The following is a 26,403-nucleotide window of genomic DNA, read 5'->3' on the forward strand; positions in this document are numbered from 1 at the left end:
GTTTTTTGCGAATGAAACAACAAGTGCCCTATAAACCGAAACATCATGTAAGGATAGTAACTGCCGCATCACTTTTTGATGGCCACGATGCTTCCATCAATATTATGCGCCGAATTATTCAGGCCACTGGGGTGGAAGTGATTCATTTGGGGCACGACCGGAGTGTTGAAGAAGTAGTCAACACGGCCATTCAGGAAGATGTGCAGGCTATTTGCTTAACCTCGTACCAAGGCGGGCACAACGAATATTTTAAATTTATGTACGACCTTTTAAACGAAAAAGGGGCAGGGCATATTAAAATCTTCGGCGGCGGCGGTGGCGTTATTTTACCTTCGGAAATTAAGGAGCTTATGGATTATGGCATAGCCCGAATTTATTCGCCAGATGATGGCAGGGAAATGGGCTTGCAGGGCATGATTAACGATTTGGTTGAGAAAGCCTCCCCCAACCCCTCCGAAGGAGGGGAGCATATAGAGTCCCACAATTATGATGCTTCTAATTTACTGAAGCTTGCTCCTGAAAAAATATTGAATAAATTAAAAAATAAAGACAATAATACTATTGCAAGGTTAATTTCTTTAGCCGAAAATAATCACAAGGAATTCAAGACCTTGTTTTCAAGCTTGAGTGAGACCTCCTCCCCTTTGGGGAGGTCGGTAGGGGCTTCTCCCATTCTAGGCATAACCGGTACCGGTGGCGCAGGGAAATCCAGTTTGGTTGACGAATTGGTGCGTCGGTTTTTAAAGGATTTTCCTAAGAAAACAGTGGGGATTATTTCAGTCGACCCTTCAAAACGAAAAACCGGAGGAGCGCTTTTGGGCGATCGCATCCGGATGAATGCCATTAATAATCCGCAGGTTTACATGCGCAGTTTGGCCACAAGGCAATCCAATTTGGCATTGTCGAAACACGTGAATGAAGCCATTCAGGTTTTAAAGGCTGCGGCCTTCGATTTGATTATTTTGGAAACCTCGGGCATCGGGCAATCGGATACCGAAATCATCGAGCATTCCAATGTGTCACTTTACGTGATGACCCCCGAATTTGGTGCTGCCACCCAATTGGAAAAAATTGATATGCTCGATTTTTCCGATTTGGTAGCCATTAATAAATTTGATAAAAGAGGGGCGCAAGATGCCCTTCGCGATGTGAAAAAGCAATATATGCGAAATCATAACCTTTGGGACGTTTCGCAAGACGATTTGCCCGTTTTTGGGACTATTGCCTCACAGTTTAATGATCCGGGGATGAACCATCTTTATCAAGCTATTATTTTAAAACTGAACGAAAAAACGGGAGCCAATTTAAAATCTTCCTTTTCGGTTTCAAACGAAAGTAGTGAGAAGCTTTATATCATTCCGCCGTCAAGGGTGCGTTATCTTTCTGAAATTTCAGAGAATAATCGAAATTACGACAAACAGGCTACCGAGCAAGTTGAAATAGCCCAAAAGCTTTACGGAATTTATAAAACGATAGAATCTGTATCTAACGTCATTTTGAGTGAAACCAAGCAATCTTTCCTTGACAAGCATGGATTAAATAGTGATGAGATCCTTCGACAAGCTCAGAATGACAAAAACCTTGTCAGTTCGAGCGCAGTCGATAACAAGGAGTTTTTAAAGTTACTTTTCAAGGAATTCGACCGAATAAAACAACAGCTTAAACCCAAACATTGGGAAGCTATTTTGGGATGGGAAGATAAATTGAACCGTTATAAAAACCCGGTTTACACATTCAAGGTTCGGGATAAGGAAATCAAAATAGAAACACATACGGAGTCGTTGTCGCATACACAAATTCCGAAAGTGGCTTTGCCAAAATACCAAGCTTGGGGCGATATTTTGCATTGGTGTTTGCAGGAAAATGTGCCTGGGGAATTTCCGTTTACAGCAGGGCTTTACCCTTTTAAAAGAACGGGGGAAGACCCCACCCGAATGTTCGCTGGCGAGGGTGGGCCAGAGCGCACCAATAGGCGGTTCCATTACGTGAGTGCAGGGTTGCCTGCCAAGCGTTTGTCAACCGCTTTCGATAGTGTGACACTTTATGGTAACGATCCTGATTACCGCCCAGATATTTACGGAAAAATAGGCAATGCCGGAGTGTCCATTTGTTGCCTCGACGATGCCAAAAAACTTTATTCCGGATTTAATTTGGCCAATGAAATGACGTCCGTTAGTATGACCATTAATGGGCCAGCCCCAATGTTATTGGGCTTTTTTATGAATGCCGCTATCGATCAGCAATGCGAAATTTATATCAAGGAGAATGGATTGGAAGATGAGGTTGAAACACAAATAGCCAAAATCTATAAAGGTAAGGAACGCCCCAAATACAACGGAGCTTTGCCCGAAGGTAACAACGGATTGGGATTGATGTTGTTGGGCGTAACGGGTAACCAAGTATTGCCAGCTGAAGTTTACAACAAAATTAAAAAAGCAACCTTGTCGCAGGTACGCGGTACGGTACAGGCCGATATTTTAAAAGAAGACCAAGCACAAAATACCTGCATTTTTTCAACCGAGTTTGCGCTGCGTTTAATGGGCGATGTGCAGGAATATTTTATTCAAAACCAAGTGCGTAATTTTTATTCGGTGTCTATTTCGGGCTACCATATTGCAGAGGCAGGCGCCAACCCCATTACCCAATTGGCACTAACGCTGTCCAACGGATTCACTTATGTGGAATACTACCTAAGCCGAGGTATGGACATCAACAAATTTGGCCCGAATCTGTCATTTTTCTTTTCCAACGGCATCGATCCTGAATATGCCGTTATTGGGCGTGTGGCAAGAAAAATATGGGCCAAAGCCATGAAATATAAGTACGGTGCCAATGCCCGGGCGCAAATGCTTAAATATCATATCCAGACTTCCGGCAGAAGTTTGCACGCCCAGGAAATCGATTTTAACGACATCCGTACCACATTGCAAGCGCTATACGCCATTTACGATAATTGCAATTCGCTGCACACCAATGCGTATGATGAAGCGATTACCACGCCAACTGAAGAGTCGGTACGCCGTGCTATGGCCATTCAGCTGATCATTAATAAAGAATTGGGCTTGGCCAAAAATGAAAACCCCATTCAAGGCGCATTTATTGTTGAAGAACTGACCGATTTGGTGGAAGAAGCCGTTTTATTGGAGTTCGATAGAATTACCGAACGCGGCGGTGTTTTAGGAGCTATGGAAACCATGTACCAACGTAGTAAAATACAGGAAGAAAGTCTGTACTACGAAACTTTGAAGCACAGTGGGAAATTCCCGATTATTGGTGTGAATACTTTTTTGAGCAGTAAAGGTTCGCCAACGGTTTTGCCTATGGAAGTAATTCGAGCTACAGAGGAAGAAAAAGAATTTCAGATAAAAACGCTGCAAAACCTTCACAAGAATTATAAAACGGAAGCATTGTTAAAGGAACTTCAGCAAAAAGCCATCAACAATGAAAATATTTTTGAATCGTTAATGGAAGTTTGTAAAGTCTGTTCACTTGGACAAATTACGCAAGCGTTGTTTGAGGTAGGCGGACAATATAGAAGAAACATGTAAGCAGATATCCCATTTTTCTTTTTTTTTTTTAGGAAAAAAATTAAAATCGATTACTTGAAAATTTTTCATAAAACATGCATCTTTTTTGGAATATCTCCGTCTATTATATGAACCATAAAAGTAAATATTATGAAAAATAAAGAATGTACTTGCAATTGCGACCCATGTAAAGCCGGAAAGTGCAGCCAATGTATTTGCGATAATTGTACCTGCACCAACTGTAATTGTTAAGATTGTTTAAAAACCAAAGCTAATAGCATTCGTATTTGTAACTTTAGTACGGATGCTATTTCTATGTAAGCCATGAAAACAAAAGACATTTGGAAAACTTATTCCAACGATATAAAATACTTTATTTTAAGTAGGGTTAAAGACCCCGTAGTAACTGATGATTTGCTGCAAGATACTTTCATTAAAGTGCACACAAACCTTGGAACGTTAAAAGATATAGCAAAATTAAAAGTGTGGCTGTTTTCAATCGCCCGTTATGCGGTTATGGATTATTTTAGGAGCAATAACATTGAGGCCCCAGTATGGGAAGCCGATACAGAGTTTGAGTCGCAAGATTTGGCCCATTCCAAAGCAGATTGTTTGCACGGTATTCTCAAAAACTTGCCAAAAAAATACAGAGAGCCACTTTTTTTATCGGACATAAAAGGACTTAAACAAACTGAAGTAGCTGATTGGTTGCAACGCCCGTTGCCCACCGTAAAATCTCAAATTCAACGAGGAAGAAAACTCATTGCCCAAGGTTTTATGGATTGTTGCGATTTTAAGTTAAATGATGATGGTTTTCTAGTGGGCGAACTCAAAGCCAAGGAAGATTGTAAGGTTTGTCATTAAAGCTCAATGGATTTAGAGTCCGTTTCGTAAAACGAAATTTTTTTTCAGTATTATCATATTGAGAATTTATATAATGTTTTATTGTCAGAAATTTAATGTAAAAAATAAGGTGTTTTAGTATATTTGTTTAGCAAGCAAGTTGCTAGTTTACATGCAAATATTAAACGACATTTTACGAGCCTACCAAAAATGGTATATCAATTACTGTGGCCTATTTAATGATGAAAGAGAAGACAGCTTACCCTTTTTTAGAGACAAACTGTTTTTATCCATTTTATCCTTATCTATTGTATTAGGAGCTATAGCGTATATACCCAGTGCTATTTTTGCCCTGCTTAATGGCGATTATTACATATTTATTGTAGATACCCTTGGCATATTGCTCCTTTACTTTATAGCCTTCAACAAGTCCGTGGCGCTTCATGTTAAAAAGAATATTTTTGCTGGGATTTTCTATGTTATTGCATTCACTTTATTGGTTTTTATAGGGCTTCAGGGTAATGGTGCTATTGTAGTTTTTACGCCCAATATTTTAATTACGCTTTACAGCGGAAGGAAAGCCGGACTATATTCCGTAGGCTTAACGGCATTAATTTACTGTGTCTTTCTGGTTTGTTCCTATTTTCAAGTGGTAGATTTGCCTATTTTTAGTCATAACGATTTTAATTTGATGTTTATCGTTTTTGTAAACAACATCATCTTTACTCTGTTTATTGTCTTTTCAATTTCCTATTTAATAGATATGTTGTATTCATCGTTGCTGAAGCAAAACAAGCTTAGGGAAGAGCTCAACGAGGAACACGAAAATCTGTTGATAGCCAAGGAAAAAGCCGATGAATCCGACAAGCTAAAAACCGCATTTCTGGCCAATATGAGCCATGAAATAAAAACGCCCATGTACGGTATTTTGGGTAGTGTTGATATTTTGAAATCGTATAACACTGACGACGCCGAATATCAAGAATACCTAAAGGTAATAGAAACAACAAGTTTGCGGTTGGCCGATGTGATCTCCGATGTGGTAAACGTATCGAAAATTGAGACCGGTTTGATGACGATAAACATTAAAACGTTCAATATCCAAGATGCTATAAATGAGGTTTTAAAGCCCTTCGTATTTATTTCTGAACGGAAAAACATCAAAATAATTAAAAGCATAGGTATGGGCTATAACGAAAGTTTGGCGTTTACCGACAAAGAAAAGTTTGAAACGGTGCTTCGGCATATTTTGCAAAATGCATTTAAGTTTACCAATAAAGGCTTTGTTGAAATTGGCTGCTCAAAACCCGATAAAACGTTTTTCGAGTTTTATGTAAAAGATTCCGGTATTGGCATTTCAATGGACGATATACAATCGGTGTTCGAACCGTTTTACCAAGTTGATGCAGAGCATAAAAAAGCCTTGCATGGATCGGGATTGGGGTTGAGTTTGGCTAAATCGTATGTAGAAATGCTGGGAGGCGAAATTAATATTGAAAGCAAAGAAAACGGCGGAACCACTGTATGGTTTACTATTTACTCTAATTTTGAGAGCATTAAATAATGCAAACGTTGATTTTGAAGTGAATCCATAGCCATTCATCCCTTTTTTTTACAAGAAAAATCTGTTCATGGTTGTATGTAAGCTATTAATCTAATTTGTTTCTGCTTTTTTCATTTCCAACGGTTTGGGGTTTAATTTTATGTAAGTCAGTGTGTTAAAAGCATCTGGCAACCCAAACATTAAAATCTTTACCTATGGAAACAACATTAAAATACACTTTTAAGAGACGTTCGGAAAACCATTTGGATTGGTTAATTAACATTGTAAAATCTGAAAAGTACTATCAATTGGAAGCTAGTATTGTTAACCTAAAAGCAGGAATGTATAATACATAAAAACCTAGTGATTATAAATACTAAGCCCCGAAGTTTCTTTAAATTTCAGGTTTTTTGTTTGTTTTTACGCAACCCATTTCAGGTTTTGTCATCTTATTAAAAACTTAACCCAAAGAAAATGAAACTTTGTTGGGCCAATGGAAACTCATTGAACAATTAATGGATCCAGGCGATGGTAGTGGCACGTTCCAACCTGTAACCAGCAATCGGGTTTTTGAATTTTTTAGTGATGGTTCGGTAACGGTTAATGGGGATATGTGCTATATCACCACCGAAATTGGTGATAAAACCACGGGCAGCTATGTCGAGACTTCTGAAAGCGATTGGAATGACGGAGAAATTTCACCTCCGGATTGCAGTTTTGAGGACACTAAAATATATTACCAAATTGAAGGTGAAAACTTAATTTTGTGGTACCAATGTATTGAAGGCTGCGGACAAAAATTCATTAAAATTTAAGCCCTCGGAATATTTAAAGACTAAGCATCCACGAACGTTGAAGCTTTTTGAATTTTTTCAACTCGCTGCGTAAAATGGGTAAAAAATCTTTTCCGTTGCTGTTGGAGCGTTCCAATCTATAGGAGTTTTTATAAAGCTTATTGGTCAACTTTCTCAACGAAGCCAAATGTTTGTGCTTTTTATCGGAATAACGCTGTAATTCGGCATTCAAAATCTCGGGAGCTAACGACACCGATTGCTGTACAATATCGCCCGAAAAGTAGATGTTTTGGTCTTCAGAACCATCTGGTTTTAAAAGCGATAGATCATCATTTAGGTAGGTTGAAATGTTTTGCGACAGCGCAAAAATCTCTAAGGCTTTTTTATAAACCGGTAAATCCGATAGGTTTGATGGGGTATTGTGTAACATAATCTATTCCAAAAAGCAATTTTATCAAAATTACTCACAAGAAAGGAGATTCTTCTTTAGATTTTAAAGTAAAATTGTATTTTTGGTTTAATATTTAAGTTTTTCATATTAATTTTCTTTTAAATGAGTGTCGATTCGATTAACAGCAAGATTTTAAGGTGTTTGCAGCAAAATGCGAGGATGAGCAATGCCGAAATTGGGCGTCAAGTGGGCATTAGTTCTCCGGCCGTTTCAGAGCGGATAAAACGCATGGAAGACCTCGGTATCATTGAAGGCTATAAAGCGATTGTTTCGCCGTTTGAAATTGGCTATCAGCTAAAAGCGATCATCACTTTACGGGCTTTTATGGGGAAATTAAAACCGTTTTTGGAAAAAGTAAAAACTTACGAAGAGGTGATAAATTGTTACCGCATTACGGGCGATGAAAATATAGTGATGGAAGTGGTGTTAAAGAACAACAAACATTTAGAATCTTTTATTGACCAACTGATTACTTACGGCGAATCGAAAACCCAAATTGTGCTATCGCGTGTGGTGAAGCAAAAGGAAGTGATTCCAATAAAATAGACGGTTTCTAATCAATACGCCATGGCGGATTTTTTCTGTTCTTACCAGCGTAGTACAAAATAATGTGGTTGCCATCGGGATCTTGTAGATGCGCTTCACGCCACAGCCAAGGCTGGTCGGTTGGCAAAATATCGAATTTGAATCCTTTTTCCTGGAGTTTTCCAACCCATTCGTCCAAATGCTCCTCTTCAAAATAGATAGTGATGTCGTTACCTTTAGGCAGTTCGCCAATCTGGTGGATGGACAATGTGGCATCGCCATCAGGGCATTCAAAACGGGCATACCGCGGCATGGAATCCACAATAAGCCGCAACCCCAAAGTCGTGTAAAAGGCTACCGATTTTTCGAGGTTCTTTGATGGTATGGTTACTTGGTTTAAGTTCATCGGCCCATTTTCGTTTCGATATGTTCCGCAATTTGTTTGGCATGGATTCTGGAGTTTTCAATAAACCATTTATGGGTTTCCTTTCCGCCACAAATTACGCCTGCCAAATATAGATTTTCAACGTTAGTTTCCATGGTGTCGCTGTTGTAAGTGGGGATACGCTTTCCGTCATCCGATACCCATATACCGCTATCTGCCAACAAATCGAAATTAGGGAGGTAGCCCGTAAGCGCCACTACAAAATCGTTTGGTATGGCCACTGTACCGTTTTGGGTTTTTATAATCACCTTTTCAGGTTTTATTTCAGCAATTTCAGAATTAAAATAGGCTTTAATACTACCTTCTTCAATGCGGTTGATGATATCGGGGCGCACCCAATATTTTACCCGTTCGCCAATGGTTTCGCCGCGTACCACCATGGTAACGCGCCCACCTTTGCGCCAAATTTCCAATGCGGCATCAACGGCCGAATTACTCGCACCCACCACAATAACGTCCTGCATGCTGTAATTGTGCGCTTCTTTGTAATAGTGGGTGACTTTGGGCAAACTTTCACCGGGAACATTCAGCAGTTTGGGGATGTCGTAAAACCCAGTACAAATGATGACATGTTTGGCTGAATAATGGTTTTTGCTCGTTGTAATCTTAAATGCTTCGGAAGCTTTTTCAACCGAAACTACGTTTTCATAAAGATTGATATGCAATTGATTGGACGTGGTTACCCTGCGGTAATATTCCAAAGCCTCATCGCGGTTGGGTTTGGGGTTGTTGCTTATAAAAGGAATCGCGTCAATTTCCAATTTTTCAGAAGTGGAAAAGAACGTCATGTTTTTTGGGTAATTGAAAAGGGAGTTGGTTAGCGCTCCCTTTTCAATAATCAAATAATCCCATTTCCGCTTTTTGCATTCCAACGCACAGGCAATGCCTATGGGGCCTCCGCCGATAATGATAATATCTTTTTTTATAATGTCACTCATGTTCAATTAAAGTATTTTCAATCAAAGGTTCTACGGCTTTTTGTCGCTGTGTTTTTTTCATATTCAAATAACGGCTCAAGCCAAAAAGCAAAAATACACAAAACGCAGCCAGTAGGGTAATGATGTACCAAGTGTTGTCGTAGCCCAGCTTGTCAACCAGTCGCATACCGGCGTTGTGCCCAAAAATATGGGCGATGGAAAAGGCAATGGAATACAGTGCCATATACTCGCCTTGATTGCCTTTTTTGGCGCGATCTAGTGCAAACGCGTTGGAAAAGGGAAAGGTTATCATTTCGCCAACGGTCATCAGCAGCATGCCCAAAACCAAAACGCCACTCCATGGGGTGAAATTCAGAATTAAAAAGCTACTGCCTGTTAAAATGGCACCAAAAAGCATCAATCCCGTTTTGGTGAATCGGGTGTTTTCCAGCCACTTTATCAAAGGCATTTCCAATAGAAAAATTAAAAATCCGTTAGTGCCCAATAAAATTCCGATTTCCAATTCGGTTAGCAGATGCGATTCTTTGTAATACAATGGCATGGTTGAAAAATACTGTAAAAACACAATGCCGAACAGTACCATGGCCACCAAGAACATCAAAAATGCTTTGTCGGCGTACGCCGATTTGGGGTTGTTGACCACAACTTCGTCCAACACTTTGGATTTTTTGGGGTTTAAAACCATCACTAAAACCAGTGTGGCGATAATACAGGTTATCCCGTCAACCCAAAACAATCCGCCATAGCTCAATGTGGTAATTATAAGTCCGCCAATGGCCGGGCCTGCCGAAAATCCCAAATTTATGGCCAATCGTATTAGGGTAACCGAACGCGTTTTGTTTTCGGGTTTGCTATAAGCGCTCAAAGCCACGAACATGGCCGGACGGAACATATCGGCAACCAGCATCACCAAAAAAATACCGAAACAAAGGCTTTCGAAAGTATGCAAAAACTGAAGGGCAATAAACAGAAATCCTGTGGCCAACAAGCTAAAAGCCATTACTTTGTAGTATCCTACTTTGTCGGTCATGCGGCCGCCCAACCACGACCCGATTACCGAACCCAATCCAAAGGCACTCATAATCCACCCCACATCGCTAAGCGAAAAGTTTAAACTCTCGGTGAGGTAAAGCGATAAAAATGGAATAACCATCGTGCCCGCCCGGTTTATTAGCGTGATGAGTGCCAACCACCATACCTCTTGCGATAAGCCTTTAAATGTGTTTAAGTAATTGTTGAGTAGCCTTTTCATGAGTTCTAATTGCTCTGTTTTTGTTTCACATGTTTTTTTGATTAGATCCTGTTATGCATCAGGATTAGTTCAACTAAATCAATTTAATTCGCTAGCTTTTAAATTGCTGGTTTCACTAAAAATAAAAAGTCCGACGCTGAGGTCGGACTTTTACATATTGTATTAATTTATAATAACATCATCGCAATATATAACAAGTCCAACAGCTTCCCTTATAAGAAGCGATCCATTGTTTTCTAAGAATTGTGACGTTACTACGCATGTTTAATTTTTATTATTGAACTACAAACTTATATAAAATATTTTGAAATTGTATTTTTGAAGTGAAAATGTTTAAAAATGAAGAAACTCATCACCCTTTTTTTAACGCTCATTTGCCTATCGGGCTGTGCGCAAAAAAAGCGCCCGATAATGGGTGAAACCGAATTTCAAAAAGAATTGAACGCCGATTTTAAGGATGCTTCAAAATCACCATTAAAGGATAAAGACCGAAAAAATTTTAAAAGATTGGACTTTTTTAAGTTCGATTCTACTTATGTGGTAAATGCCCGCTTGGAGCGAACACCCAACTCCAAATGGTTTAATATGAAAACCACTACCGATAGGGTTTCAAAAGAACGGGTTTACGGGGTGTTGCTTTTTGAGCTGAAAGGTGAAAAATATAAATTGAATGTATATCAAGGGAAAGATTTAATGAAGGAGGAAGGGTTTGAAGATTACCTCTTTTTACCGTTTTTGGATGAAACCAACGGACTGGAAAGTTATGGCGGCGGACGCTATATCGATGCCCGAATTCCAGATGGCGACACCATAGTCATTGATTTCAATAAAGCCTACAACCCGTATTGCGCCTACAACGAAAAATATTCCTGCCCCATAGTGCCCCGCGAAAATTATTTAAAAACAAGAGTAGAGGCTGGGGTAAAAGCTTTTAGGAAGAATTGATGGTTTTTGCATAAAAAATAGAGGTTACAAGCCAGAAAGTATGGCATAATGAGTTGTTAAAAGTTTTAACCAATTGATTGTTTCTAAGCCTACTTTAGTACTAAAGTTAACTATTGAGTGCTACATTTTGTTTATAATAATTGCATGTTTGATTTTATTGAAATTATTAAAACTTGTATTACATGTTTGTCCGTTTTATACTTTCTATATATTTGTTTTATACTAATTATAACTCTATGCAACGTGCTTTTTGTCTCATAGTCTTTTTGGGTCTGTTTTACTGTGGTGTTGCGCAAAAGAAAGTTTATCAATTTACACACTTGTCAACAGCTGAAGGGTTGTCGCAAAGTTCGGCCATAGCTATAGAACAAGACGATTTAGGTCAGGTTTGGATAGGTACCCGAGACGGATTGAATAGATATGACGGCAGTAAATTTAAGATTTACCGTAATGATTTTGATGACGAAAGTTCGCTAAGCAATAACGATATTCTTGCTATCAAGCAGGATTCTAAAGGTTTCATTTGGATAGGAACTTACAATGGTTTGAACAAATATAACCCTAGGTCTGATACATTTACCCGATACTTTCACGAACAAAACAAGGGGTCTTTAAGCAATAATACCGTATGGACTATTGAAGAAATGTCCAATGGAGAAATGTGGATTGGTACCTCAAACGGTCTCTCGGTTTATAACCAAGACTCTAACACCTTTAAAACGTATGTAAAAAGTAGTTCAGAAGAAAGTCTTTTAGGTAGCCATATACTGTCAATTTTAGAAACACGAGAAGGAACAATCTATATTGGAACCACGTCGGGGTTAAGTGAAGCTATAAAAGACAATAATGGTAATTACAAGTTTAAAGCGATACCCAAAACAACATCGGTTTATATTCAAGATGTTATAGAATCAGAGAACGGTGAAATATTAATGGCAACACAATCTCGTGGCGTTCTTTCATATAATATTGTTAGCAAAAAAGTAAAAACATTTCCTATTGTTGGAGAGAAAAACGACGGTGGTAAAAACGTAAGGAGGCTATTGTATGACGCTAATGGCTTATTGTGGATTGGGACCTACAACGGCTTAACAGTGGTTAAGAACAATAAAGTTGTAGCGTCCTTGATGTCTGACTTAAACAATCCTAAAAGTTTGAGTAAGAATTCCATAAAGTGTTTGTTCAAAGACAAAAAAGGATCGATATGGATAGGTACTTATTATGGAGGGGTAAATATTTGGGATGAATCTAATGTAAATTTTATAAACTATGCCCATAAATTAGGGAATAGAGGTTTAAATTACAATGTAGTGAGCTCAATAGCGCATTATAACAATCTTGTGTTTTTTGGAACCGAAGGTGGAGGTATAAACATATACGATAAAACGCTACAGTCGTTTAGTTATATTGAACAACGTTCCACAAACCAACTTCCTGACAATAACATAAAGGCTTTGAGTATTATTGACAAGGACAAACTTTGGATAGGTACATTTAATAGAGGACTTGCAATTTATAACTTGTCTACTAAAACCTTTGAAACAAATATTTTACCCAGTCAACTGAAAAGTTTTTTAAGTGATGTTGGTATTTATAGTATTCAAAAAGATAAATATCAAAATGTATGGATAGGCACCTTTGGTAAGGGTATTGTAAAATATAACCAAGCATTACAAACATATAATGTAATTGGTACTAGTGATGATATTTCAAAATCATTATCCAGTAATTTGATTAGAGCCTTAATGATTGATGACCAACAAAATGTTTGGGCCGGGACAGAAAAGGGATTAAACAAGATTGATAACAACGGTATAGTTACGCCTTATTTTTATGATTTTAATAGGCAATACGGTGATGATATTTTATGTGTATTTCAAGATAGTAATCGTAATATTTGGGTGGGAACAAAAGCAAAAGGCTTGTTTAAACTGGAAAGAACAACCTTTGTGCCAATACCTTTAAAGGAAAACAACATTAAATTATCATCAATAAACAGTATTTTAGAAGACAAACCACGTACACTATGGTTAAGCACAAATCAAGGCTTAGTAAAATACAACATAAATTCAGGGCAACTAGAGCTTTTTAATCAGCGTGATGGGCTTGTGGGTAATGAGTTCAATAATAATGCGGCTTTAAAGGTTGGTAAATCTGATTTTTACTTTGGAGGGCCCACGGGAGTGTCTTTTTTTAATTCAAACCGTTTAAACAAAAACACCTATGCGCCACAGGTTATTTTAACAGATTTTACCATTAAAAATGAGCCCGTAGCCTTAAAAGATGAAAATGAAGTTTTACATGAAGCACTTTCGTTTACAAAGTCCATACGGTTGTCGCACGACCAAGGTAACTTTAGTATTACGTTTTCCATACCTAATTTTATAAACTCAAATAACAACAGTTACCAATATAGGCTTGCGGGTTTAGAGGAAGAGTGGAATTTTTCATCAAATAATACGGCATCATATACCATTCAAAACCCAGGAAACTATGTGTTTGAAGTTAGAGGTGTTAATAGTGATGGTGTTTTTAATAAGGACGTTACAAGCCTTGATATAGAAGTAAGACCAGCCCCTTGGAGAAGTTGGTGGGCATTTATGCTTTACGGTTTGTTTATAGTTACGGCACTGTATTTCTTAATAGATGTGTTAAAGTCAAAAACCAAACTGCGCCATCAGTTGGAGATGGAGCACCTTGAGGCTGAGCGAACAAAGGAAATCAACAAAACAAAACTAGAATTTTTCACCAATATTTCACATGAATTTAGAACCCCACTAGCACTAATTTTAGGGCCGCTTCATCAGATTATTGAGGACTATAGAGGCAGTAATAAAATATACAAAAAGCTTCTGGTTGTTGAAAATAGCGCCAATCATTTATTGCAGCTTATCAATAGGTTGATGGATTTTAGAAAGCTTGAAAATAATCTTTATAAATTAGAAACGGCAGAAGGTAATATTGTTAAGTTTTTAAAAGAGATCTATTTGTCATTTTCAGAATTTGCCAAAGATGGGAGGTATAACTATAATTTTATAGCCCCTCAAGAACTTATCTTAGTGTATTATGACCGCAATAAATTAGAACGTGTATTTTATAATTTGATTTCAAATGCCTTTAGATATACACCAAAAGGAGGACAAATTAATGTGAAGATTGAAAGGCTAAACCATAGCGTATTGATAAAAATTGAAGATACCGGTGTAGGTATCGCTGAAGAATACCAAGACAAAATATTTGAGCGTTTTTTTGAGGTAGCTGTAAATAACAGGCCAGATAACGACTATAACAAGGGGACTGGCATAGGGTTGTCAATAGCAAAAAATATTGTGGATTTGCATAAGGGCAGTATCAAGTTGGAAGCCAACAATGGTGCCCAAGGCTCTGTGTTTTGTGTGGAATTATTATTAGGTAGTGATCATTTGTCTGATGACGAAATTATTGAAGATTTTAAGTTTAGTGATGATGTGTCTCAATATGTTGACCAATTAGAACCCCAAACACTAGGGCTTGACGATGTTCTTGATACACTGCCAATAGCTGGGAAACAAACAATTCTCTTGGTTGAAGACAACAAACCTTTGCGCAAGTTCATGAAAAGTATCTTAAAGGATGTTTACAATATTCTTGAAGCAGAAAACGGAAAAGTAGCTTTTAACCTTGCCATAAAAGAAACTCCAGATCTTATTATAAGCGATGTTGTAATGCCTGTAATGCCAGGTACCGAACTCTGCGCAGCGGTCAAGAATGATATTAAAACAAGTCATATTCCCTTGATATTATTGACTTCAAGGACTTCTTTAGTCTATAAATTGGAAGGCTTAGAGCGTGGGGCTGATGACTACATAAGTAAGCCATTCAACGTAAAAGAGTTTAAGGTGCGTATCAAAAATATTCTAGATGCTAATGCACGATTAAAACAAAAGTTTACCGAGAGTACCCTTTTACAACCCAATGAAGTAACGGTAACCTCCATCGATGAAAAACTCTATAAAAAAGCCGTTCAGATAGTAGAGAGCAATATTGGTAATGATGGATTTGATGTGCCCTTTTTCTGTTCGGAATTAGGGGTTAGCAGAACCATGCTTTTTACAAAAATCAAAGCTTGGTCTGGGTTTACTCCTAATGAATTTGTACAGCATTTTAGAATGACTAGAGCCGCTCAATTGCTAGAGCAAGGTAAAATCAATATTTCTGAAATAAGTTATAGGGTTGGGTTTAAAAATCCTAAGTATTTTAGCAAGTGCTTCCAAAAGAAATTTGGAAAAACACCAACCCAATACGCAAATAAGTTTAGAGAAGTTTAAATTTCAATGAATTTAAACTGTTGAAAAACAGTTTTTTGTACTTTTTAACCCCCTTTTTTGTACTTCAAGTTCGGTTCTTTGTTCTAGTTTTAGAATATGAAAAACCAAAGACGAAATAGGTATTATGTTGAGATTGTCCTTATCACAATCATTGTGCTATTTAGTCTTATTATTATCTATTTAAGCTAAATTAACTAAAATTTAAACTAATGAGAAAAACCAAACAATTAAAGAATGTATTCTTTGTATTACTAGGTTTTTGTTTAGCGCTATCTGCTAGTGCTCAGCAAAAAACAGTGAAAGGTACTGTAACATCTTCTACAGATGGCATGTCTCTGCCAGGAGTAAATGTTATTGTTAAAGGAGGTAATAGCGGAACTTCAACCGACTTTGATGGTAATTATTCCATTGAAGCCCAAAAGGGAGCTGTGCTTGTATTTAGTTATTTGGGATTTGTTTCCCAAGAACTGCCCATTGGTAGTTCAACCACAATCAACGTCGTTTTAGAAGAAGACGTTAGTGCCCTTGATGAGGTAGTTGTAGTTGGTTATGGAGCAGCCAAGCGTAGTGATATAACAGGTTCCGTGTCCTCTGTGAAATCAGAAGAAGTTACGGCGTTTCCTGTTTTGGATGCGCAACAAGCATTACAAGGGCGTGCTGCCGGTGTAGCGGTGCAGTCTAACAACGGTGGAGAACCGGGTACACCAATTAATGTAACCATTAGAGGTAATACATCCATAAATGCCAGTAGTGCTGCTTTAGTAGTTGTTGATGGTTTTGTTGGCGCAACATATCCACAACCTGGAGATATAGAATCGGTGGAAGTGTTAAAAGATGCTTCTGCTACGGCTATCTATGGGTCTCGAGGTGCTAACGGTGTTATTTTGGTAACTACTAAAAAGGGTAGAAAGGGTAAGATGACAATAGAATTGAACAGTAATTACGCAATACAAACAACTTCTAATAGACTTGATTTACTTGATGCTAGTCAATTTGCCGATTATACCAGGGCAATCAACCCTTCTTATACACAAGGGCCTGCTAATACAGATTGGCAGGACCTTATTTACACAACAGGCCATACTACCAATCATCAATTAGCATTCTCTGGAGGATCAGACAACATCAATTATTATGTGTCTGGTAACTATTTTGATCAGGATGGTGTAGTCATCAACTCTGGTTTCGAGCGTTTTTCATTTTTAAGTAACATTGATGCACAAATTAGCGATAAGTTAAAACTTGGTTTCAATGCTTTTGGTAGTAGAAGCACTAAGGATGGGGTTTCCACACAAGCCAATAGTGGTGGTAGAGGAAGTGGTGATGTTATTTCCATAGCCTATAGGTTTGCGCCAGACTTGGGTGTTTTAGATGAAAACGGAAATAATACGTTCAACTCTGTAGGAGATGATATAGACAACCCGTTTGCTGTGGCTAGTGAACGCGTTGACGAAACTTTCGAAGACATATATCGTGCAAACTTTTATGGTGAATATGAAATCATTGAAGGATTGACTTTTAAATCTACCTTTGGGTTTAGTTCTAGAAATCAAACCCGTGGACAGTTTACGCCTTCAACACTGATAACTTCTGCAGGGGATCAAGGTGGTATTGCAGGAATAGCCAATTTAAAGAATACAAATTTATTAAGTGAGAACTATTTAACTTATACTAAAGAGATTGGTAAAGGTAATTTAACTGTATTGGCGGGGTATTCTTATCAGAAAGATAAAACTATTACAAATTCTGCAGGAGCAGAAGGTTTTGTAACTAATAGTGTGTCTTACAATGCTCTAGATACAGCATCAACCCCATTGATTCCTGAATCTTTTTTAAGTGAGTTTGAAATTCAATCACAGTATGGTCGTATAAATTATGATTATGATGATAAATATTTAATTACATTCACAGCACGTCGTGATGGGGCATCAAACTTTGCTAAAAATAATAAATATGCGTTCTTTCCTTCTGGAGCATTAGGATGGAAAGTCTCAAACGAGAATTTCCTAAAGGATAACGAAACGATATCTAATCTAAAGCTAAGAGCGAGTTATGGTGTAACTGGTAATCCATCAATTGCTCCATATAATTCCCTAGCTACTTTGCAATCGATTTATGCTGTTACAGGAGATCAAACTGTAAACGCAGTGGTGTCTGGGAGGCCAGCCAATCCAAACTTAAAGTGGGAGTCATCTTATCAAACTAACTTTGGTGTAGATTTAGGTTTATGGCAGAATAGAGCGTCTTTAAGTGTTGATATTTACAACATAGATACAAAAGATTTAATAGTAGGTAATAGCAATACACCAGAGTACACAGGTTTTTTAAATCCTAATTTCTTAGACAATATAGGTGAAATAAATAATAAAGGTGTGGAAATTACACTTTCTACAAGAAATATAAGTACAGAATATTTTACATGGTCAACCGATTTAAATTGGTCTAGAAATAGAAATACAGTTGAGAAACTTTTCGGTAACGATGTAGATCTATTTTTACCATCAGCAGCACCAGGACATTTTTTACAAGACGAAACACATATTTTAAGGGAAGGAGAAGCACTCGGGCAGTTCTTCGGATGGGAATACAGAGGTGTTTATCAAGGTGGTGCTTTACCTGAAGGAACCGCAACATTTAGTGGGGCTGTAGCAGGAGATGAATTATTTACAGATGTGGATAATAGTGGAGAAATAAACTCTTCAGACAGAAAAATTATAGGTGATCCTAACCAAGACTGGACCTTTGGGTTTAATAATACCTTTAAATATAAAAATTTCGATTTAGGTATTTTCTTCCAAGGTGCGGTAGGCGGAGATATTTATAGCTTTACTTTATCTGAATTAGCATCAGGTGGTTCTAATGCTACTACTGAAGCGCTTAATGCATGGTCTCCAAGTAATACAGATACTAATGTGCCTTCTCCCGCAACAAGAGAGAAGCGTATGAATTCTAGATTTGTTTTTGACGGCACTTATGTGCGTTTAAAAAACTTAGTATTGGGCTATAATTTACCTCGAGATATTACAGAGAAATTAGGTATGGATAATGTGAGATTTTCGTTAAGTGGACAAAATTTACTAACATTTACTGATTATCCTGGAACAGATCCAGAGGTAAGTTACAGAGCTTCAGGTTCTCAAAACGCCAATGTAAATCAAGGATTTGATTATGGTAACTATCCAAACATAGAGTCTGTGACCTTTAGTGTAAACCTTAAGTTTTAAAATAAAAAATGATAACAATGAAAAATATAAAATATTTATTCCTTTTGTTGGTATTGCCAATTATAGGATGTTCAGATTTAGAAGAAGAACCAGTGTCGGTATTGTCGCCTGATGGGTTTTTCCAATCCATTCAAGATGTACAAACAGCTATAAATGGAAGCTATGGTAATATGGCAGAAGAAGCTTTTTGGGGTAGGAAATTCTCATTACCATTAATGCTAAGAAGTGATATGGTTGGTATAGGAGACCAAGGAACAGCAGGTCGTAGAAAAGATCATGATAATTTTACTGTAGCTGATGATAATGGAATGATTACTGAATTTTGGCCGCGAACCTATCAAATCATTGCAGGAGCAAATGAGGCAATTGCTGGTGCAGCTACATTGGGAGACTCGGAGGAAAGATTAAACCCAGTAGTAGCACAAGCATACTTTGTAAGAGCATATACGTATTTTCATTTGGTAAGACTTTTTGGAGATTTGCCTTACCTAGATGCACCAGTGCAAGAAATTGCTGCAGCCTCTCAAATATCAAAAACTCCAGCGGCAGACGTATATGCTAATATTATTTCAGATTTGGAGTTTGCTAAACAATGGTTGCCAGATACACAATCATCGTCTGCATTGCCATCTAAAGCTACAGCGGCTGGATATTTAGCATTGGTACATTTAACGATGAATAATTTTCCGGATGCTTATAGTGAAGCAAAATTTGTAATTGATAATGAAGGTAGGTTCGAATTAGAACTGGCTGCAGATTTTCAAGATTTATTCGATGCAACAAAGCAAAGCGGTTTGAATGAAGCATTGTTCACTATTGATCATAATGGTTTTAGAGATGATAACTACGGTCAAGACTATATGCCTGCACTTACAGGGATTAGAGGTAATCAGTTTGGTGGTATAGGCGGAGGATGGTCAGTTGCTGTGCCAAGTATAGAGGTGTATAACAGATGGGATGGTAGAGATTATAGAAAAGCCGTAAGTTTAGATACTACAGGAGTTTTTAATGGTGCGGTTGATACATTTGCCAATTTTCCAAATTATGACGCCAGAAACATTCCAAGTGCCTACATCGCTAAATATGCTAGATTTACTGGGCAAACTTCAAATGGTAACGGTAGAGGCTCAGAGCATAATTACGCACAATTACGCTATGCTGAAGTATTGTTAATTGCGGCTGAGGCACTGAATGAAGTGACTCCAGGTACTACGGAAGCAGATGGTTATGTAAATAGAGTTAGGGCTCGAGCAAGAAATGGTAACGGTTCTAGCTTCCCAGCAGATGTTACTCCTGGAATGTCTCAGGCAGATTTTAGAAATATGGTATTAGAGGAGCGTAGATGGGAATTAGCTTTTGAGTTTAAACGCTGGTACGATATTAAGAGACGTGATTTAGGAACCACAGCATTTGGTACCGGAGGCTTTGAGGAACGACCAAATTTTAATCCATCAAGGGATTATTTATTGCCACTTCCTAATGATGAATTACAACGTAACCCTAATTTAGAACCTAATAATCCAGGTTACTAATCCACCACTATGCACAAAATTAGTTTGATTATTTTTATTCTTGGGTTTGCGTGTTTATCGGCATGCAAATCCAAGGGTGAAAATAAAAAATCTCATGGTAATGAGATGGAAATAGATTCATTATTGCAAAAAAGGTTCACTCGATTATTAGACTACAATATAGATTCTTTAGCCTTTCCCAGAAGCTATTCTTATAAAACAGGTGAGATAAAAAAAGTATCTTCTAGAGACTGGACAAGCGGTTTTTTTGTAGGTAACCTTTGGCAAATATACGCGATTACTGGAGATGAAGCTTATAAAGAGCGAGCTGAGCAATGGACGCCTTTAATAGAGCGTGAGAAAGATAACGGAAAAACACATGACATGGGTTTTAAGGTATTTTCTAGTTTTGGGAATGGATTAAAGTTTAATGGCAGTCCTTACTATGAAGAAGTACTCATTCAAAGTGCCAAGACTTTATCTACAAGGTTTAACGATAAAATAGGGAGCATTCGTTCCTGGGATTTTAATAAAGATATTTGGCAGTTTCCAGTCATTATTGACAATATGATGAATTTAGAACTGTTGTTTGAGGCAACAAAACTTTCAGGAGATAGTTTATACCATGAAATAGCAGTAAAACATGCAGAAACTACTATGAAAAACCATTTTAGATCAGATGGAAGTACATGGCATGTTTTAGATTATGATACCATTTCAGGACAAGTACGTATGAAGGTAACACACCAAGGTATACATGATAATTCTGCTTGGGCAAGAGGTCAAGGCTGGGCTATATATGGATACACTATGGCATACCGTTATACTAAAGATCAACGTTTTTTGAACAGGGCAAAAGCTACTGCCGATTTTTTTATTAACCATAAAAAATTACCTGAAGATGGTATTCCCTATTGGGATTTTGATGATCCCAATATACCAAATGTTTCCCGCGATGTTTCGGCAGGCGCTATAGTGGCCTCGGCATGTGTTGAACTTTATGGGTATACAAGAAATGAGGCCTATATTAACTATAGCAAAAAAGTAGTACATAGTTTAAAATCAATAAAGTATATTTTACCTCCAGAGAATACTATTCCGTTTATACTTGATCATAGTTTTGGCGATTGGTCTAAAAAATCCGAAATGGATGAACCTATAGTTTATGGAGATTATTATTTTCTGCAAACGCTACTTCGGCTAAGAGTTGAAAAATAAAGTTTGGTAGCAGGGCAAGTTCAAGGGCATGATGCCGCACTACTTTTCTACAATGTTTGCTATACAATCAAGCGCTTTCAAATTATTTAATCATTCTATAAAATGTATATAAAAAGCTTTTTTACAAAGGTGTTAGCTCTTTGTGCACTATCCTGTTTGGCGGTCTCATGGAATGTAGTTCCGCAAAGTCATCTTATAAGGGAGAAAATAAATATAAACACGAATTGGTTTTATCTTGAAAATAATACAGAAATTTTATCTGAAGCCATGAAACAAAATGCTTGGAAAAGTATTGAGATACCACATTCATGGAATGCTTTAGATGCTACAGATATTGTTCCGGGCTATCGAAGAAGTGCAAGTTGGTATAAAAAAGAGCTTAACATTCATAATGTGGTTAAAGGTCACAATTATCACCTTTATTTTGAGGGTGCAAATATAACAAGTGAAGTTTATGTAAATGGTAAAAAAGTAGGAGGCCATATTGGAGGGTACATTGGCTTTGAAGTTGATATAACAAAGGTCGTCAAGTCTGGGGCAAATATGGTATTTGTAAGAGTTGATAATGGATTTAATCCAGAAATTATTCCATCTCAAAAAAGCGATTTTTTCATTTTCGGAGGCATTACTAGAGATGTTTGGCTAAAAACCACACCAAGAGAAAACCTAGCAAACTTAAAAATTTTGACACCAAAAGTATCAAAACATAATGCAGTCTTAAAGGCTTCTGTTGTAATAAACGGCTATAACAAACAATCCGGTTTAACAACAAGAGCAGTTTTGTATGACGCTGCAGGAAAAAAGAAAGCGTCAGAAAAAGGGAATATTGTAGGAAATAAATCGAATTTTTCATTCAAAAGCATACAAAATCCTGAATTATGGCATGTAGACAGCCCATATTTGTACACGCTGAAAGTAGAACTTCTGTCCAATGGAAAGGTAATTGATATTGTGTCAGATAGAGTAGGTTTTAGGTGGTTTGAGTTTAAAGATTACGGTGCATTTTATCTAAACGGAAAACGATTATTGTTAAGGGGTACGCACAGACACGAAGAACATGCGGGTGTTGGTGCTGCCATGACTAATGCTCAACACAGAGCAGATATGGCTTTAATAAAAGATATGGGTGCTAATTTTGTGCGTTTAGCACATTACCCACAAGATCCTGAAGTTTACAAAGCTTGTGATGAATTGGGACTTTTGGTTTGGGATGAATTGCCTTGGTGCAGAGGAGGAGTAGGTAACGATGCTTGGAAAGCAAACACGAAAACCATGTTGAAAGAAATAATCACTCAAAACTACAACCATCCTAGTATTATTTTGTGGTCATTAGGAAACGAAATTTATTGGTTGCCTGATTTTGAAGGTGGTGACGAAACAGCCAAGATAAATGCCTATTTAAGTGAATTGAATGCATTTGCTCATGATTTAGACCCATCAAGAAAAACCGCAATAAGAAAGTATTACGAGGGCGCTGATATTGTTGATGTGTTTTCCCCTTCAATCTGGTCTGGTTGGTATTCAGGAAGTTATAAAAGCTATCAAAAGGCTATAGATACCTATAAGAATGAGTATCCTCACTTTTTGCATGCTGAGTATGGAGGGTCAAGTCATGTAGGTCGCCATACAGAAACACCAATTACCGGTGAAGGTGAAATTGAATCCGACGGATGGGAAGAAGCCATTGTGCAAACCGATGTAGCCAATATTGCCCAAATAGGTGATTGGAGTGAAAATTATATTGTTGATCTGTTTGATTGGCATTTAAGAATTTCTGAAAATGATTCCACATTTGTAGGAAATGTGCAATGGGCGTTTAAAGATTTTGGTACACCATTACGTCCAGAAAATGCTATGCCGTATATAAATCAAAAAGGCTTGGTGGATAGAAATGGAAGACCAAAAGATGCTTTTTACGTATTTAAAAGCTATTGGAGTAAAACGCCTTTTGCCTATATAGAATCGCATACGTGGACTGAGCGTCAAGGGCCAAAAGGTAAGGTCAGGACAATAAGTGTATATAGTAATTGTAGTGAAGTGGAATTGTTTTTAAACGGAAAAAGTTTAGGAGTAAAAAAAAGAGATGTTAAAGTTTTTCCTGCTGCCGGTTTAAATTGGGAACTACACTTTGTTGAAGGTGCAAATGAGCTTGTTGCTATAGGAAAAACAGAAACAAGCAAAACGGTAAAAGATATTTTGAAGGTTAATTATAGGTATGAAAAAAACGGAAAAGCAAAAGCGCTAAAATTAACCTATAACTTATTGGAGAATGGAAACTATCTTGTTACGGCCACTGCCATAGATAATAACGGATTACAATGCTTAGATTATGATGAACGAGTATATTTTCAGTGCTTAAATGGAGGAGAACTTATTAAAAGTTTAGGTACACCGACTGGAAGTGAAATTATTGAAATGGCCAATGGTAAAGCCTCCATAGAGGTAGTGAGGTATTCCAAAGAAAAGGCGCTTGAAGTTATGGTTTTAAATCAAAGTTTCAAAGGTACGTATTTAACAGTTGATTAGTAGTTTGCTAATTTGAGTCATTTAAAATGTCGCCCACCCCAAAAACAGTTTAAGCTAATGAATTTTTAGTGTATTTAAATCTGTTTATTGCGCCTAAAACGAAATGCCCCATAGTGTGCCCCGCAAAATTATGGACTTGCAACAAAAAGTCGGACATTTTTTCTAAGACCTATGCTACATTTTTAAATTGATAAAATTCTAGTTGGTAGTATCTCACTAAGTGTGTAAAGTTTAAATATCGAGGGTTAACAGCTCTCGATATTTTTTTGTTTAATTTTAAATTTTATACACTTATGAAGAAAGAAGATTTTCTAAACGACGACTTTTTAAAACAGTTCAAAACAGGAGACGAACTAACCTCCTTTCTAAAATCCATCCAAAAGCGGGGCATTGAAAAGATGCTTGAAGGCGAGCTTGATGCGCATCTGGATTATGAAAGGCACCAACAATCCGATAACAGCAATACCCGTAACGGTTACGCTTCCAAAAAGATAAAAACGGCATTGGGCGAGACCAATATTAAAGTTCCCAGAGACCGAGAAGCCTCTTTTAACCCCATGCTCGTCCCTAAACGCACCAACATGGTCGATGGCATAGAAAATGTGATTATCAGCCTTTATGCTAAGGGCATGAGTAATTCCGATATCGAAGAACAGATCCGTGAAGTCTACGATTTTGATGTATCCACATCCACCATATCCCGCATCACGGATAAAGTTACCAATGATATTGTTGCCTGGCAGAACAGGCCATTGGAGCCCGTATATTTAATTACTTGGATGGATGGCATTGTATTTAAGGTTCGGGAGAACTCCAAAGTCATTAACAAAACCATGTACATTGCCGTAGGACTACGTAGAGACGGTAAAAAGGAAGTCCTAGGGCTTTGGCTGGGTAAGAATGAATCGGCGACCTTTTGGATGAGTGTACTAACCGATATGAAAGCCAGAGGCGTTCAGGATTTGCTTATCACGGCCACAGATAATCTTAACGGTTTTACCGACACCATTAAAAACGTTTTTCCTGAATCCAAGACCCAAATCTGTGTGGTGCATCAAATTAGAAATGCTTGTCGCTATGTGGTTTGGAAGGACAAGAAGGAGTTTACAAAGGATATGAAAAGCATCTATGATGCACCTACCAAAAGCGCAGCAAAAGCCGCTCTGGAGGACTTTGCCCAGAAATGGGAACACAAGTACTCTTACGCTATTAAAAGCTGGAGGGACAACTGGGAAGAACTTACAGCTTTCTATGAATTCCCTTTAGAAATCAGAAAAATCATTTACACTACGAACCTTATTGAAAACCTTAATGGAAAAATCAGAAAATACACTAAAAACAAACTCTCATTCCCAACAGATGAAGCTGTTATGAAATCCACTTTTTTAGCCATTAGAGAGGCTACCAAGAAATGGTCGATGCCCATTAGGAACTGGGGCATTATTTTAAACCAGTTTTTGACTATATTTGAAAAAAGGGTCCGGCTTTAATTAAGCCAAACCCTCGATTTATAACTTACACACTTTTCGGGATAGTGTCTTCTAGTTCTACTTCGCAAGGGGTTTTATATACCAAATATGAGTGTAATCGTTTTCTGTTGTACCATATTTCGATGTACTCAAAAACAGCGGTCTTGGCCTGTTCCATAGTTTTAAAACCATCATCATAGACAAGTTCAACCTTGAATGTTTTGAAGAAGGATTCAGCAACTGAATTATCCCAACATTTTCCCTTTCTGCTCATGGATTGGGTCACCAACGGGTTGGATTTGATAAATGTTGTAAATGTTTTTGAGGCGTATTGAATCCCTCGGTCTGAGTGAAAAATTAAATTGTTGCTTATTTTTCGTTTGCCAGTGGGCATTTTCCATGCCGGCACAACAGTTTGGCCCGTATGCAGGCTTGTGCTCAATGACCAACCAACAACCTGCCTGTCGAACAAATCAATAATGTTTGTTAGGTACAGCCAACCTTGGTTGGTCTGGATGTATGTAATATCGCTGACCCAAGCTTCATTCAGCCTATTGGGGTTAAAGTTTCTGTTCAGCAGGTTTCTGCAAACAGGGTAACTGTGGTTGGGATCTGTGGTGGCCTTAAACTTCCTTTTGTGTTTGCTCACCCAATTGTTCCCCTTCATAGTTTTAGCCACTCTGCACCTGGATATAAGGTGGCCCTTTCGCTTTAGTTGCTCCGCTATTCTTGTTGAGCCATAACGCCGTTGGCTCAGTTAAAATTCCTTTTTTATCAAATCTGTAAACAGGCCATGTTCCAGTGCCCGTTTTGAAGGGCCGGCAGTGTACCACCTATAGAAACTGCTCCTACTTACCTTAAAAGCCTTGCACATCCTCTCGATCG

18 protein-coding genes are annotated in these 26,403 nt (G+C 37.7%); 13 read left to right on the top strand and 5 right to left on the bottom strand.

What is annotated here, in order from left to right; genetic code table 11:
• Positions 1–11 precede the first annotated feature (11 nt).
• The 5 genes from ABI125_06360 to ABI125_06380 all read left to right on the top strand — a co-directional run bounded on the left by ABI125_06360 (position 12) and on the right by ABI125_06380 (position 6,728).
• A complete protein-coding gene (locus ABI125_06360) occupies positions 12–3,548 on the top strand; it encodes a methylmalonyl-CoA mutase family protein (GenBank protein ID XCF07476.1) in 3,537 nt (1,178 codons plus the stop codon).
• Between the two features lie 303 nt (positions 3,549–3,851).
• Positions 3,852–4,391, top strand: a complete 540-nt coding sequence (locus ABI125_06365; GenBank protein XCF07477.1) for a sigma-70 family RNA polymerase sigma factor — start codon at positions 3,852–3,854, stop codon at positions 4,389–4,391.
• 151 nt (positions 4,392–4,542) lie between these two features.
• Positions 4,543–5,934, top strand: a complete 1,392-nt coding sequence (locus ABI125_06370) for a HAMP domain-containing sensor histidine kinase (protein ID XCF07478.1) — start codon at positions 4,543–4,545, stop codon at positions 5,932–5,934.
• 194 nt (positions 5,935–6,128) lie between these two features.
• The gene (locus ABI125_06375) at positions 6,129–6,269 is read left to right on the top strand and encodes a hypothetical protein (GenBank protein XCF07479.1); all 141 of its coding nucleotides are present in this window, start codon (positions 6,129–6,131) and stop codon (positions 6,267–6,269) included.
• A 129-nt stretch (positions 6,270–6,398) separates the two neighbouring features.
• Positions 6,399–6,728 (top strand): hypothetical protein, encoded by a 330-nt coding sequence (locus ABI125_06380; protein XCF07480.1) that lies wholly within the window; start codon positions 6,399–6,401, stop codon positions 6,726–6,728.
• Positions 6,729–6,741: 13 nt separating this feature from the next.
• On the opposite strand, the gene ABI125_06385 is transcribed toward ABI125_06380, so the two are convergent.
• Positions 6,742–7,137: a hypothetical protein gene (locus ABI125_06385; GenBank protein XCF07481.1), complete on the bottom strand. Its 396-nt coding sequence runs from the start codon at positions 7,135–7,137 to the stop codon at positions 6,742–6,744.
• Between the two features lie 123 nt (positions 7,138–7,260).
• Here ABI125_06385 and ABI125_06390 point away from each other — a divergent pair, with 123 nt between their 5' ends.
• Positions 7,261–7,704, top strand: coding sequence for an Lrp/AsnC family transcriptional regulator (locus ABI125_06390; GenBank protein XCF07482.1), 444 nt, complete (start codon positions 7,261–7,263; stop codon positions 7,702–7,704).
• Between the two features lie 7 nt (positions 7,705–7,711).
• On the opposite strand, the gene ABI125_06395 is transcribed toward ABI125_06390, so the two are convergent.
• The 3 genes from ABI125_06395 to ABI125_06405 are packed head-to-tail and all read right to left on the bottom strand — an operon-like array spanning position 7,712 to position 10,318.
• Positions 7,712–8,089 carry a VOC family protein gene (locus tag ABI125_06395; GenBank protein ID XCF07483.1) on the bottom strand — a complete coding sequence of 126 codons (378 nt, stop codon included), beginning with the start codon at positions 8,087–8,089 and terminating at the stop codon, positions 7,712–7,714.
• Positions 8,086–9,066 carry a YpdA family putative bacillithiol disulfide reductase gene (locus ABI125_06400; GenBank protein XCF07484.1) on the bottom strand — a complete coding sequence of 327 codons (981 nt, stop codon included), beginning with the start codon at positions 9,064–9,066 and terminating at the stop codon, positions 8,086–8,088. Before ABI125_06400 ends, ABI125_06395 begins: the two co-directional genes overlap by 4 nt.
• The gene (locus ABI125_06405; protein ID XCF07485.1) at positions 9,059–10,318 is read right to left on the bottom strand and encodes an MFS transporter; all 1,260 of its coding nucleotides are present in this window, start codon (positions 10,316–10,318) and stop codon (positions 9,059–9,061) included. The genes ABI125_06400 and ABI125_06405 overlap by 8 nt, the downstream gene beginning before the upstream one ends.
• A gap of 339 nt (positions 10,319–10,657) precedes the next feature.
• Between ABI125_06405 and ABI125_06410 the strand changes: the two genes are divergently transcribed.
• From ABI125_06410 to ABI125_06440, 7 genes are all read left to right on the top strand, one after another.
• Complete coding sequence (locus tag ABI125_06410; protein XCF07486.1) at positions 10,658–11,263, top strand: DUF1684 domain-containing protein; 606 nt, start codon at positions 10,658–10,660, stop codon at positions 11,261–11,263.
• A 320-nt stretch (positions 11,264–11,583) separates the two neighbouring features.
• On the top strand, positions 11,584–15,570 hold the full coding sequence (locus ABI125_06415; GenBank protein ID XCF07487.1) for a two-component regulator propeller domain-containing protein: 3,987 nt from the start codon (positions 11,584–11,586) through the stop codon (positions 15,568–15,570).
• A gap of 329 nt (positions 15,571–15,899) precedes the next feature.
• The gene (locus tag ABI125_06420) at positions 15,900–18,794 is read left to right on the top strand and encodes a TonB-dependent receptor (GenBank protein ID XCF07488.1); all 2,895 of its coding nucleotides are present in this window, start codon (positions 15,900–15,902) and stop codon (positions 18,792–18,794) included.
• Positions 18,795–18,811: 17 nt separating this feature from the next.
• Positions 18,812–20,326: a RagB/SusD family nutrient uptake outer membrane protein gene (locus ABI125_06425; GenBank protein ID XCF07489.1), complete on the top strand. Its 1,515-nt coding sequence runs from the start codon at positions 18,812–18,814 to the stop codon at positions 20,324–20,326.
• A 9-nt stretch (positions 20,327–20,335) separates the two neighbouring features.
• Complete coding sequence (locus ABI125_06430; GenBank protein ID XCF07490.1) at positions 20,336–21,523, top strand: glycoside hydrolase family 88 protein; 1,188 nt, start codon at positions 20,336–20,338, stop codon at positions 21,521–21,523.
• A 267-nt stretch (positions 21,524–21,790) separates the two neighbouring features.
• On the top strand, positions 21,791–24,049 hold the full coding sequence (locus tag ABI125_06435; protein ID XCF07491.1) for a glycoside hydrolase family 2 TIM barrel-domain containing protein: 2,259 nt from the start codon (positions 21,791–21,793) through the stop codon (positions 24,047–24,049).
• A gap of 293 nt (positions 24,050–24,342) precedes the next feature.
• Complete coding sequence (locus ABI125_06440; GenBank protein XCF07492.1) at positions 24,343–25,539, top strand: IS256 family transposase; 1,197 nt, start codon at positions 24,343–24,345, stop codon at positions 25,537–25,539.
• A gap of 25 nt (positions 25,540–25,564) precedes the next feature.
• Here ABI125_06440 and ABI125_06445 read toward each other — a convergent pair whose 3' ends face one another.
• Positions 25,565–26,275: an IS3 family transposase gene (locus ABI125_06445; GenBank protein XCF07881.1), complete on the bottom strand. Its 711-nt coding sequence runs from the start codon at positions 26,273–26,275 to the stop codon at positions 25,565–25,567.
• Between the last annotated feature and the right edge of the window lie 128 nt (positions 26,276–26,403).

The organism is Tamlana crocina (genome assembly GCA_040429635.1).
Taxonomy (GTDB): domain Bacteria; phylum Bacteroidota; class Bacteroidia; order Flavobacteriales; family Flavobacteriaceae; genus Flavisericum; species Flavisericum crocinum.